This is a genomic window from Haloarcula laminariae (assembly GCF_025457605.1).
Lineage (GTDB): Archaea > Halobacteriota > Halobacteria > Halobacteriales > Haloarculaceae > Haloarcula > Haloarcula laminariae.
In genome coordinates this window covers 1018253-1030566 of sequence record NZ_JAMZFY010000002.1, presented here as the reverse complement: position 1 = coordinate 1030566, position 12314 = coordinate 1018253, and the positions used below count along the sequence as shown (strand labels likewise).

12 protein-coding genes are annotated in these 12314 nt (G+C 66.9%); 4 read left to right on the top strand and 8 right to left on the bottom strand.

The genetic code is table 11. The features are described 5' to 3' along the window. Positions 1-12 precede the first annotated feature (12 nt). The 4 genes from pstB to NJQ98_RS16960 are packed head-to-tail and all read right to left on the bottom strand — an operon-like array spanning position 13 to position 4801. Positions 13-864 carry a phosphate ABC transporter ATP-binding protein PstB gene (gene pstB / locus NJQ98_RS16975; RefSeq protein WP_262180843.1) on the bottom strand — a complete coding sequence of 284 codons (852 nt, stop codon included), beginning with the start codon at positions 862-864 and terminating at the stop codon, positions 13-15. Positions 865-924: 60 nt separating this feature from the next. After that, positions 925-2844, bottom strand: a complete 1920-nt coding sequence (pstA, locus tag NJQ98_RS16970) for a phosphate ABC transporter permease PstA (protein WP_262180842.1) — start codon at positions 2842-2844, stop codon at positions 925-927. Continuing rightward, a complete protein-coding gene (gene pstC, locus NJQ98_RS16965) occupies positions 2844-3782 on the bottom strand; it encodes a phosphate ABC transporter permease subunit PstC (protein ID WP_262180840.1) in 939 nt (312 codons plus the stop codon). Before pstC ends, pstA begins: the two co-directional genes overlap by 1 nt. Then, on the bottom strand, positions 3779-4801 hold the full coding sequence (locus NJQ98_RS16960) for a PstS family phosphate ABC transporter substrate-binding protein (RefSeq protein ID WP_262180838.1): 1023 nt from the start codon (positions 4799-4801) through the stop codon (positions 3779-3781). Before NJQ98_RS16960 ends, pstC begins: the two co-directional genes overlap by 4 nt. Before the next feature lie 318 nt (positions 4802-5119). On the opposite strand from NJQ98_RS16960, the gene NJQ98_RS16955 reads away from it, so the two are divergent. Next, positions 5120-6118, top strand: coding sequence for a phosphate uptake regulator PhoU (locus NJQ98_RS16955; protein WP_262180837.1), 999 nt, complete (start codon positions 5120-5122; stop codon positions 6116-6118). On the opposite strand, the gene ppk1 is transcribed toward NJQ98_RS16955, so the two are convergent. From ppk1 to NJQ98_RS16940, 3 genes are all read right to left on the bottom strand, one after another. Next, the gene (gene ppk1, locus NJQ98_RS16950; RefSeq protein WP_262180834.1) at positions 6115-8616 is read right to left on the bottom strand and encodes a polyphosphate kinase 1; all 2502 of its coding nucleotides are present in this window, start codon (positions 8614-8616) and stop codon (positions 6115-6117) included. The genes NJQ98_RS16955 and ppk1 overlap by 4 nt on opposite strands. Then, a complete protein-coding gene (locus tag NJQ98_RS16945; RefSeq protein ID WP_262180832.1) occupies positions 8613-9326 on the bottom strand; it encodes a metallophosphoesterase family protein in 714 nt (237 codons plus the stop codon). Before NJQ98_RS16945 ends, ppk1 begins: the two co-directional genes overlap by 4 nt. A 170-nt stretch (positions 9327-9496) precedes the next feature. Beyond that, the gene (locus NJQ98_RS16940; RefSeq protein WP_262180829.1) at positions 9497-9868 is read right to left on the bottom strand and encodes a 30S ribosomal protein S8e; all 372 of its coding nucleotides are present in this window, start codon (positions 9866-9868) and stop codon (positions 9497-9499) included. A 233-nt stretch (positions 9869-10101) separates the two neighbouring features. Between NJQ98_RS16940 and NJQ98_RS16935 the strand changes: the two genes are divergently transcribed. Together NJQ98_RS16935 and NJQ98_RS16930 are read left to right on the top strand one after the other, a co-directional pair. Continuing rightward, positions 10102-10542, top strand: a complete 441-nt coding sequence (locus NJQ98_RS16935; protein WP_262180827.1) for a DUF2240 family protein — start codon at positions 10102-10104, stop codon at positions 10540-10542. Further along, a complete protein-coding gene (locus NJQ98_RS16930; protein ID WP_262180824.1) occupies positions 10542-10889 on the top strand; it encodes a DUF7993 family protein in 348 nt (115 codons plus the stop codon). The genes NJQ98_RS16935 and NJQ98_RS16930 overlap by 1 nt, the downstream gene beginning before the upstream one ends. A 10-nt stretch (positions 10890-10899) precedes the next feature. Here the strand turns inward: NJQ98_RS16930 and NJQ98_RS16925 are convergent, their stop codons facing one another. After that, on the bottom strand, positions 10900-11376 hold the full coding sequence (locus NJQ98_RS16925; RefSeq protein ID WP_262180821.1) for a hypothetical protein: 477 nt from the start codon (positions 11374-11376) through the stop codon (positions 10900-10902). Positions 11377-11483: 107 nt separating this feature from the next. Here NJQ98_RS16925 and pyrF point away from each other — a divergent pair, with 107 nt between their 5' ends. After that, complete coding sequence (gene pyrF / locus NJQ98_RS16920) at positions 11484-12311, top strand: orotidine-5'-phosphate decarboxylase (RefSeq protein WP_262180819.1); 828 nt, start codon at positions 11484-11486, stop codon at positions 12309-12311. The last annotated feature ends 3 nt before the right edge of the window (positions 12312-12314 follow it).

Below are 12314 nucleotides of genomic sequence, written 5' to 3'. Positions count from 1 at the left end.
ACGACGCCGGTCTCACCCGAACTTGCCGGTGATGTAGTCCTCGACGCGCTGGCTCTCGGGGTTCTCGAATATCTTGTCCGTATCGTCGAACTCCACCAGCTCCCCGCCGGTGAGGAAGACGGCGGTCTTGTCGGAGATTCGGGCCGCCTGTTGCATGTTGTGGGTGACGATGACGACGGTGTACTCCTCGGCCAGCTCCTCGATGAGGTCCTCTATCTGCGAGGTGGCGATTGGGTCGAGCGCCGAGGCGGGCTCGTCCATCAGCACGACTTCGGGGTCGACAGCGATGGCCCGGGCGATACAGAGACGCTGTTGTTGCCCACCCGAGAGGTCCAGCGCGGACTCGTCGAGGCGGTCCTTGACTTCGTCCCACAGCGCCGCTTTCTTCAGGGACTCCTCGACCACCGTGTCGATGTCGACGTCGCGGTCCTGTATCCGGAGCCCGTAGGCGACGTTGTCGTAGATGCTCTTGGGGAAGGGGTTGGGGTGCTGGAACACCATCCCGATGCGCCGGCGCAGCGCGACGGGGTCGACGTCGTCGTCGTAGACGTTCTTGCCGTTGAACGTGAGTTCGCCCTCCACGCGGGCGATGTCGATGAGGTCGTTCATGCGGTTGATACACCGCAGGAACGTCGACTTGCCACAGCCCGAGGGACCTATCATCGCGGTCACCTGCTTCTCGGGAATCGGCAGGTCGATACTCTGTAACGCCTGGGTCTCCCCGTAGAACACGTCGAGGTCACGCGCTTCGAGAATCGTTCGCGACGACGTTTGGCTGACGTCCGTCGTCACGTCCGGTTCCGTGCTCGTCAGCGGTTCCTCCGTGCGCTCCTCGCTCGTCTCGCTGTTCATTTCAGATGCCATGGATTGTGGTGTCGTCGGTCAGTCGGGTCCGGTTCGCGGTCTGTGGGCTGTAATTACTAGTCATTGTTCACGTTGATACTTATTCCGAATGATGATTGCAACGGCGTTCATCGACAGCAACACGACCAGCAGCGTCATCGACCCCGCGGCGGCGACGTTCTCCCGGAACAGCGTTCCGGGTTCGAGCGCCCAGGAGAAGACCTGGAGCGGCATCGCGGTCCCCTGGCCCGTCAGCGAGCCAGGGACGTTGCTGACGGCGGCGAGCCCGACCATTATGAGCGGGGCCGTCTCGCCGACCGCCCGGCCCAGCGAGAGGATAGTGCCGGTGAGAATGCCGGGAATCGCTCGGGGGAGCACGACGTTTCGGATGGTCTGCCAGCGCGTCGCGCCCATCCCGTAGGAGGCCTTCCGGAGCGAGTCGGGCACCGACCTGATGGCCTCCTGTGCGGAGATGATGACGATGGGGAGAATCAGCAGTGAGAGGGTAAAGCCGCCGGCGACGACCGCTCCCAGGCGGAGCCCGCCGTAGCGGATGAACACGGCGACGCCGAGTAGCCCGTAGACCACCGAGGGGACGCCGGCGAGATTGGAGATGTTTATCTCGAGGAAGCGGGCGAACCGGTTGTCCGGCGCGTACTCTTCGAGGTAGATGGCCGCGCCGACCCCGACCGGGAACGCGACGAAGGTGACGATGAACATGAGATACAGCGAGCCGACCAGTGCGGGGTGGATGCCGGCAAGTTCGGGCTGGTAGTGCGAGCCGGCGGTCAGGAACTGCCGGTCGAGCCAGCTGTCGGGGCCGGCGATGCCCAACCCGCGTTCGACCGCCAGCGCGGCCAGCAGCCCGCCGCCGACGACCACGGGGGCGAGGACCCCGGTGCGGCCCGGACGGTCACGGTCGAAGACGTACCGGGCATAGGCCACCAGCCCCAGCGGGACGGCGAGTCCGAACGCCAGTTCGGCGTTGGGCGCGAGGACGAGATAGCGGTCGTTGAACCCCAGCGCCAGGGCCGCTCCGACGGCCGTGACTACCGGCAGGGCGAGTCCGATGCGACCCTCGTTGGCCGTCCGGACGACGTGGAGCCCGAAGGCGGCGGCCGGCAGCACGGCCGTGACGGCGTACAGCGCCGCGGTGAGCCCTGTCGTGACGACGAACACCCGGTGGAATGCCACGCCGGCGGCGGCCCCGGCCAGCAGGATGAACGGCGCGCCGAGCCCGGCGAGCCCGGCCCGTCGGTCACGGAGCTGCGGGGCGGCGTAGGCGCCGACGCCGAGCAGGACGCCCAGCGCGTACAGGCCGTTGGCGGTGGCGGCGTCGACGGGGAAGCCCGCGACCGCAGCCACCTCGACGGCGACGGCGGCGAGAACCGCGCCGACGACTCCGTAGGCCGTTGCGAACACCCCGACGTGGCCGACCGCCGGTTTCGCGAGGAAGAAGCGGGCAAGCAGCGCCGCCGGGAGGCCGACGGCGACGGCGAAGACGAGCGTCGCCTGCTGTCCGGCGAAGAAGGAGCCCACCGAGGCGATGCCGCCTCCGACGACGACGATGCCGACGGTCTGGAGGCCGACGGTCAGCGCCTGGCGTCGCGTGGAGAGGTAAGCGAGCGTCCCCGCGGTCGGGACCACGACGGCGACCAGTACGAGCAGTGCCAACTGGCCGCCGAGCCAGACGACAAGCAGCGTGGCCAGGGCCGTCCCGGCGAGGGTCGCCCCGGTGGCCTGCACGCCGACGGTGCCGGCGGCGGGGTGGCGCCAGCAGTAGGCCCCGACGGCCAGCGTCGGGACCACGACGGCCCCGAAGATGAGGAGATACCACTCCGTCGAGGCGGTGAACGGCTGGACGGCGTCCAGAATCGTGTAGCTCAGCAACAGGAGGAGCGCGACCACGCCCACGGCCGAGGCCGCGAGCGTGAGGTTCTCGAAGACGATTCCGCGGACCCGGCTGACGCGTCCGAAGCCGTCGGTGTTCTCGGTCGCCATTACTCGTACTCCTCCCGGTACCGCTGGGCGACCAGATTACTCACGACGTTCATCGCGAATGTGATGGCAAACAGCGTCAGCCCGATGGCGAAGAGGCTCTTGTACGTCGTCGAGCCCGGGTCCACGTCGCTCTTGCCGATGTTGATCATCGCGGCGGTCATGGTCTCGACGGAGTCCAGAAACGCGGCGCCGGGGTCGAGGGGGTTGACGAGCCGTGACTTCGCCCCGGCGGCGATGGTGACGGCCATCGTCTCGCCGATGGCCCGCGAGAGCGCGAGGATGAAGGAGGAGACGATGCCGGAGACGGCCGCCGGGACGACGACCGTCGTCGAGACCTCGAACTTCGTGGCCCCGAGCCCGTAGCTGGCCTCCCGCAGCGAGTCCGGGACGGAGCTCATCGCGTCCTCGCTGATGGAGGAGACCATCGGGATAATCATGATGCCCACGACGATGGAGGCCGAGAGCGCGTTGAACGTGCTGATAGTGGGGAAGGCCCCCTCCAGCAGCGGCGTGATGTAGACCAGCGCGAAAAAGCCGTAGACGACGGTCGGCACGCCGGCCAGAATCTCCAGGGTCGGTTTCAGTATCGACCGGACCCGGTCGCTGGCGTACTCGGAGAGATATATCGCGGTGAGGACGCCGATGGGCAGTGAGATGAGCGCCGACCCGAAGGTGATGATGAGCGTCCCGCTCACCAGCGGGAGGACGCCGTACGTGCCACCGATGTCCGGGCTCCACTCGGTCCCAAGGAGGAAGTCGGTTATCGGGACGGCTGACCAGAAGGCGACGGCGTCACTGAGCAGCGCCACGATGATGCCGACCGTCGTGAGGACAGACAGGATGCCACACGTGAGGAATATCCCCCGATAGAGCTGCTCACGGCCGCTTCGGCTCGCGGTCGACCGGCCGGATTCGATGTCAGGCGTTTCGGTGCTCATTCTGTTGCCCTGCCGTTTGCGATGTCGATAGCGTGTTCGAGACGCCCGCGCTGGATGGAGCGCTGCTCCTCGGTCAGGGGAACGTAGCCGACGGCGTCGGAGACGAGCGCCCGACTCGTCGCGTTCCGGACGTAGAACCGGCAGAACTCCCTGACGGCCGGCCGCTGGAGCGCGTCCCTGGAGACGTAGAGGAAGAGCGGGCGCGACAGCGGCGTGTAGTCGCCGGCCGCGGCGTTTTCGAGCGTCGGAGCGACACAACCGTTCTCCGTCTCGGGGTCCTCGATTTCGAGGGCTTTCACCGCGTCGCTGTTGCCCTGGTAGTGGGCGAAGCCGAAGTAGCCCATCCCGTGGTCGTCGCCGCTGACGCCGGTGACGATGGTGTTGTCGTCCTCGGTCGGCTGGTAGTCCTCCCGATGGGCGTCCTCCTCGCCGATGATGCTCTCGGTGAAGTAGTCGAACGTCCCCGACGTGGACGCGGGGCCGTACAGTTCGAAGGGCTCGTCGGGCCAGTCCTCGCGGACGTCGCTCCACCGGTCCGCGCCGTCGGGCCCCCAGATCTGGGCCAGTTCGTCGACGGTGACACAGTCGACCCAGTCGGCGTCGTTGTTGACGACGACGGTCATCGCGTCGGTGGCCACGCGCAGCTCCACCGGTTCGATGCCGTTCTCCCCGCACTGCTCGACTTCGCTGTCCTTTATCGGCCGACTCGCGTTGTTCAGCGCCCTATCACCGGTACAGAAGAAGTTCCCGAACCCGCCACCGGTCCCGGTCGAGGAGACCGAGATGTCGACCTCGGGATACTCCTTCTGAAACTCGACTCGCATCGTCCTGGTGAGCGGAAAGACGGTGCTACTGCCGGCGACAGCGATTTCCCCCGTCACTGGCCCCCCGGTCTCCCCATCCCCACCGTCGTACTCGGACCGACGCTGGATACAGCCCGAGAGGGCAGCCACCCCGGTCGTGCCGGCGCCGAGTAAAAAATTGCGTCGCGACACTCGTGGCGCTGTCTCGCGTCTCATCGTTTGTTGGAATCGCTGATTTGAATAAATACCCTACTATGTTGCCTCAGTATATCTATATAGTCGTGGGGTGACAAGTGCCCTCATAGAAAACACTATGAATTATGGACAATACGCGAATACCACCATAGAGCGCCCCAATCGAAGGTTTTCTGGAATTGTTTCGACCAGAGCTCTGGACGGAGGCCCGGCACCATCTGAGAAGCTGTCCCCCGTTATTAGCCCATTTCGCGTCCGTAAGCAGCGGTTATGGGTTCATGTACAGAAAATATATAGATAGAGGTGGATTTATACGGAGGAGGGGTTATACCAACATACATGGAAACTCGCAAGGTGCAGGTGACGGGCGGTTCGACGTACACCGTGTCGCTACCGAAAGACTGGGCAACATCAAACGACGTGAGCGCGGGCAGCGTCGTCGAGTTCCACGCGGAGGAGGACCTGCTGTTGCTCGCACCGAAACACGACGAGGACCGCGTCGAGGGGGCTCTCGACATCGACGGGCTCGAAAACCCGCACGAGCTCACGCGTGCGGTGATGACGATGTACGTCAGCGGCTTCGACGTCATCCAGCTGGAGGCGACCCGCATCACGGCCGAGCAGCGGCGTATCATCCGGGACGCCACCCAGGGGCTGGTCGGCCTCGAAGTCATCGAGGAGACCTCCGACCGCATCGTCCTCCAGGACCTGCTCGACTCCTCGGAGCTGTCGATTCACAACGCCATCACGCGCATGCGGCTGGTCTCCCTGACCATGCTCTCCGACGCCGTCGAGGCGCTCATCGAGGACGACGACGACCTCGCCGCGAACGTGATGCAGCGCGACGACGACGTCGACCGCCTCTGGTACATGGTCTCGCGGGTGTTCCGCACCGTCCTCCGCAATCCGACGGCGGCAAACGAGATCGGCTTCCCCCGGGAGACGGTCTTCGACTACCAGTCGAGCGCCCGCCAGCTCGAACGCATCGCCGACCACGCCACCAAGATAGCGAGCCTCTCGATGGAGATCGGCGAGATAAGCGGCGACACCGCCGACCTGCTCCGCCAGCTCGAATCGGAGGCGACCACCGTCCCCGAGATGGCGATGGACGCCCTGCTGACCGAGGACTCCGACGAAGCGGTCGAGCAGGCCAACGACGCCCAGAGCCGCATCCCGGCGGTCGACGAGACCGCCCGCGACATCGACAGCAAAGTCCGCAAGGCCGACCCCGAGAGCGCTCAGATTCTCGGCCGCATCGTCGACTCCCTGTCCCGGACCGCCGACTACGGCGGCAACATCGCCGAGAGCGCCCTCCAGAAAGCCGCGCCGCGACCTTAGTCGTAGTACCGTTCGAGCGCCTGTACCGCGCCGTCTCTCGTTTTCAGATATCGCCGCCCACCGTCCGGCGTCCGAACCGCGTAGTCGTAGGTCCGGCTGTCCGGCCGATACCAGCGGTTAGCGTGCCGTTCGAGCGTGTCGGTCGCGCCGCCGTCGGTCGCTTCCACTTCGTCCGGCGCGTTTTCCGAGGCGGAGGCGCCGTCGTCCGTGGCCGGCGCGTCGTCGGCCGCAGTCGAACTACCGGCCTGCTCGTCCGACACGTCACCACCCACCAGGATGTCGCTGTCGACCGGGTAGTCCGCCGGCAACCCGACGGTTACGTCCTCCTGGCGGCGGGCTTTCAGCGTCTCGCGCATCAGGATTTCCTGCGTGTTGACCACCGGCTCCCCGTCGCGGGGGTACTGCTGGCTGTAACTACCGTCGCTCTCCATCACCCACCGCTTGCGGTTGTCCGCGAGGACGAGGTCTAAGTTGAACTTCAGTTGCCGCCTGAGGGCCGGGTCCTCGACCGGCGTGACCGCCTCGACGCGGTAGTCGAGGTTTCGGGTCATCCAGTCGGCGCTGCCGATGTAGTAGTCGGGTTCGCCGCCCTGGGGCGGGTCGTCCATCTCCGACGACCGGGCCGCCCGCGCGCCGTTCTCGAAGTAGAAGATCCGGGAGTGTTCCAGGAAGCGGCCGACGACCGAGTGGACGGAGACGTTCTCGCTGATGCCCTCGATACCGGGCCGGAGCCGACAGATGTCCCTGACGATGAGGTCGATGTCGACGCCCGCCATCGAGGCCCGGTAGAGCTCTTCGACGATGTCGGGGTCCTCCAGCCCGTTGACCTTCGCGACGATGCGCGCGGGCCGGCCCGCCTGTGCGTGGCGGGCCTCCCGACGGATGGCCCGGGTGAGTTCCCGCCGCATCGTCACCGGCGAGACGAGCAGTTTGCGGAACTCCTCGTCCAGCGCCGGCCCGGTGAAGGAGTTGAACAGGGTGACGAGGTCCTGGCCGATGTCGCGGTCGGCCGTCAACAGCCCGAGGTCGACGTACCCTTTGGCCGTCTCGGAGTGGTAGTTGCCGGTGCCGACGTGGGAGTAGAGGTTGACCCCGTCGTCGTCGTCACGGACCACGAGCGCGGTCTTCGTGTGGGTCTTCAGCCCGATGGTCCCGTAGGCGACGTGGATGCCGTTCTCCTCCAGTCGCCGGACCCACTCCAGGTTGTTCTGCTCGTCGAAGCGGGCCTTCAGTTCGACCATCACCGCCACCTGCTTCCCGTTCTCGGCGGCCTCGATGAGCGACTGGATGACCTGTGAGTCACTCGCCGTCCGGTAGATGGCCGCTTTCACCGCGAGCACGTCCGGGTCGTTGGCCGCCTCGGAGAGGAACCGCTGGACGGTGTCGCCGAAGTCGTGGTAGGGGTGATGGAGGAGAACGTCGCCCTCGTCGATGTCGTCGAAGATGGTCCGAGCGCGCTCGGCGTCGGTCTGTGCGAGCGCGGTCGAGTCCGGGTCGCGGAGCCGCGGATGGGGCTGGGGCGTCCACGACTCCAGTTTGAGGTCGGGGCGGTCGAGGTCGGTCAGGGCCCCGAACGCGCGGTAGTCCAGGGGCCCCTCCAGGTCGTATATCTCGCGGTCTTCGAGGTCCAGTTGCTCCTGTAACGTATCGCGGATGCGGGGGTGGGCCTCGGCGTCTATCTCCATGCGGACGACGCTGGCAAAGCGGCGCTGTTCGAGGACCTCCTCTATCATGTCGATGAGGTCCTCCGCGACCTCCTCGTCGCGCCGTACCTCGGCGTTCCGGGTCAGCCGGAACAGCGCCGTGTCGACGATGTCGACGTTGGGCAACAACAGGTCCAGGTTCTCCCGGACGACTTCCTCCAGGGGGACGTAGCGGCTGTCGCCGTCCAGCTGCACCAGCCGCGGCCGGTTGGGCGGTATCTTCACTCTGGTGAACGTCGGGTCGCCCTGCTCGGGGCGGGTCAACACCGCGAGCGACAGCGACCGGTTCGAGATGAACGGGAACGGGTGGGCCGGGTCGAAGGAGAGCGGCGTCAGTGTGGGGAGGACGGATTCCTCGAAGTAGTCGCGCATCCGCCGGCGTTCGGCCGGAGAGAGGTCGTCGTAGTCCAGTATGTCGATGCCGGCCTCGGCCAGCACGGGCCGGAGCGTCTCGCGGTAACACTCCGCCTGCCGGCGTAACATGGGGGCAAGCGCGTCGTGGCACTCCTCCCACTGCTCGGCCGGCGTGCGGCCGTCGGCGGTGCGTTCGGTGACACCGGCCTGTATCTGCTGTTTCAGCCCGCCGATGCGCTTCATCACGAACTCGTCGAGGTTCCTGGTGACGATAGAGAGAAAGCGGACCCGTTCCAGCAGCGGGTTCCGCTCGTCCAGGGCCTCGTGGAGGACCCGCCGCTGGAAGGCCAGTTCGGAGAGCTCCCGGTTCAGGTAGAGGTCGGGGTCGGTCAGGTCCACTCCGTCCGGGTCGTACGCCGGGACGCCGACGTCGTCTGTCACTGTCCCTCCGCGGGCTCCGCGAGCCGTGGTTCGACGATGCTGTCCGCCGACCGCGAGACGTAGGTCTCGGGGGGCTCGACCGTCACCAGTTCGTCGTCGCGGTAGTCGTAGGCCGTCAGCTGCCCGCCGTAGACACAGCCGGTGTCGAGCCCGACGGCGTGGTCGGTGACGAACGGCTCTGCCAGCACGGTGTGGCCGAAGAAGACGCGGGGGGACTCCCGCCGCGTCTCGAACCAGTAAGGTCGGTCGTAGCTCCCGCCTGGGACGAGCGACCGGTTGTTCAGCAGTTCGGTCAGCGTGTGTTCGACGACGGGCTTGCGGTGGTTGATACCGCCGTGGACGACGAGGGCGTCGTCCCAGGAGATGGCTACCGGGAGCGACTCGACGTAGTCGTAGTCCTCGTCGGTCAGCGCGTCGATGGTCTTCCGGCCGTCGATGAGCTTCTGCTCGTTGTTCCCCCGCACGCTCAGCAGGTTCGGCCGCTCCCGGACGATATCCAGGACGCCCTTGCTGTCCGGGCCCTTCCGGACGAGGTCGCCGACGAAGACGACGAGGTCGTCGTCGGTCAGGTCGAGTTCGTCGAGCAGCCGTTCCAGGGAGCCACGGCAGCCGTGGATGTCGCCGACGACGTAGATGTCGTCCCACGCGCTGGAGTCGATACGCCGTGTCGGTGCGTCGAGCGTCGGAGCGAACGTCGGTTGAGTGGTCATGGCGGTTACGGGAGTCTTGACTGATTCGAGGCTACAGCCGGCTTAGATGCTTTATAATAGCGGTATATATCAGTACGTACTGCTCGTGAGTGTCCCGGAGTCGGTGCGGGCGCGGTCGCGACGGGTAGCGTCGCTACTGGACGGTGGAAAACGGAAAAGAGACGGGGGCGTTACTCGACGAGGACGGCGTTGACCTGGCCGTCCTGGCCGGGACGGGAGGTGACCCGCGCCTGGCCCTCGCTCGTCTCGACGATGGCGCCCTTCGTGATGATGTTACGACGGGCGTAGTTGGGGTTCGAGGGGTTCTCGGTGACCTGCTCGATGGTGGCCTCGACGGTCTCGCCGCCGTCGGCGACCGACGCGACGTTCGTCGTCACGGCGCGGACCTTGCTCGTGTTGCCCCGCGAGTGGACGACCTTGAGCTTCTGGTCGCCGACCTGGGTCTCGGTGGGCTGGCGTCCCAGCTCGTGTTTCTTCTTCTTGTGGTTCGGTCGCCGTCGGCCGCCTGTCCGCTTGCGTGGGGAGCGTCCCTGGTCTTGCATACCCGGTACGTGGCCGAGCGGCTACTTGAAGCGTTCGATGCTAGTTACCGGGGTCGGCCGGTGGACCGAAGGCGTCTGCGACGACTGCCTACGCACCTGCGTGACCGGGAGGAACAGCCAGAAAGTCCCGCCCTCTGGTCGTACCATTTCGTGATTCGGGGACGTACTCAACTCCAGCCGTAGCTGCTCGCAATCGCAACCGTTACCCCCGAACCCGCCGACCCGTTCACTAGATGAGTCTGAAGACGGCCGTGGCCGCGCCGTTTCGCCAGCGGGGGACCGACCGGATGGCCGAGAGCGAGTTCGTCGTGGCGCTGTCGCTGGACCGCAACTGGTTCTCACCGGACCAGGCCAAGACGCTGGTCGACGTGGCCACCAGCGAGGGGCTTCTCGAACGGGACGACGACGCGCTGGTCACGGGTTTCGACGCGTCGTCGACGGCGATTCCCGACGGGTTCCGGCCGGGCGAGGAGATACTCCAGTCCCGGTCGACGTTCGAACAGGTGTTGGACGCGGTCGTCGAGGCCGGCGTCGAGAAGCAGACGGCCGTCGCGGACATCAACAAGCGCCAGTCGGAACTGGGCGTGACCCTCGACGCGGCGGCAGTCGTCTACGCCCGCAGCGAGGGGGTCGACGTGAGCGGTATCGCCGCCGAGGTCAGGGAGGGGCTCTGATGGTCGAGGACCGTATCACCGACGGGAAACGCATCGGGCAGCTGTTCGCGTCGGAGCTGACGGGGTTAGAACGGGGGCCCCTGGGCGCGGTGTCGGTCGAGGACGCCGAGCCCGACGTCGAGCCGACGGCCGAGGGCGCGTTCGCGTTCCGCATCGCGGCCGACGGCGACGCCCTCGGGACCGTCAGCGTGACCGAGACGACGGCGCGGCTGGAGCTCTCCCGGTCGACGGCGTTCGAGAGCGAGCGCGGGGACGTGACTGTCGAAGAGGAGGGACGGGTCGTCGTGGCCCACAGTGGGGCCGCGGTCAAGGCACTGGTCGACGCGGTCGCGGCGTCGCTGCAGTAGGGGCGGCCCCTTACGCCGGGCCGGCCAGCGTCTCGCTGGTCCAGGCGATGAAGCCGGTCAGCACGAGCGACGCCCCGACGAAGGAAAGCGTCGCGGCCATCGCCAGCACCACGGTCGAGATGCCCAGCGGCGACCCGAGCGCCATGACCACGGGCGAGAGCGTGATACACAGCGAACCGGCGGCGACCGCCTGGCGCTGCTTGCGCGAGAGGTCAACACCGAAGTGAAAGCGGGAGCCTTCGGGCGGGTCCGGGGCGGCGAGGCCGACACAGAACAGCGGGACGCTCACGAAGACGAGCGTGGCGGCGACAGCGTTCGACCAGAAGGCCCACTGGCCGGTCGTCGGGGCCATCGACAGCAGTGCACCGACGGTCAACAGGGCGAAACCGACGACGACTCCGGCGGGCCTGAGCCGCGAGTCCGAGAGGGCCTCGCTCAGGTCGGGGAGCGTCTCGGCGACGTGCCCCACGTCCAGGGAACGGTCCATGGCGGGTGGTTTCTCAGCCAGTATAAAGTACTGCCGGTTCGAATTATCACAAACGATAGCCGGGGGAGAGGGAAACGCTTGTATCCGTGCCCATCGGCCCGGTAGGTATGAACTTCTTCGACCGGTTGGCCGACCGCATCGCGGTCGCCGACAGCGTGGTCTCGGTGGGGCTGGACCCCGACCCCGACCGCCTGCCCGACGCGGTGGCCGACGCCGACCTCCCCCGCTGGCAGTTCAACCGCCGTATCATCGACGCGACGCACGAACACGCCGCCTGCTACAAACCCAACGCAGCGTTCTACGAGGACGCCGACGGGTGGCGGGCGCTCCGGGAGACCATCGCGTACGCGCACGGGAAAGACGTGCCAGTCCTGCTCGACGCCAAGCGCGGCGACATCGGGAACACCGCCCGCCAGTACGCGGAGATTCTCTCCGACGACAGCGGCCCCGCGGCCGACGCCATCACCGTCAACCCCTTCCTGGGGCGGGATTCGCTCGAACCGTTCCTCCAGCGCGCCGAGAAGGGCGTGTTCGTCCTCGGGCGCACCTCCAACCCCGGCGGCGCCGACCTCCAGGACCTCGAACTGGCCTCCGGCGAGAAGCTGTACGAGCGGGTGGTCCACCTCGCGGACCTCTGGAACGACAACGGCAACGTCGGCCTCGTCGTCGGCGCGACCAACCCCGAGGAACTCGCCGACATCCGAGAGCTCGTCCCCGACATCCCCTTCCTCGTCCCCGGTGTCGGCGCCCAGGGCGGGGACGCCGAGGCGGCCGTCGAACACGGGCTGGCCGACGGCGTCGGGCTGGTCAACTCCTCCCGCGGTATCATCTTCGCGGGCGAAGAGGCGGCCGACCGCGGCGACCCAGAGAAGTTCTTCGAGGCCGCCGGCCGGTCGGCGAAGCAGCTGAAAGACCAGCTCAACCAGTACCGCTGAGCG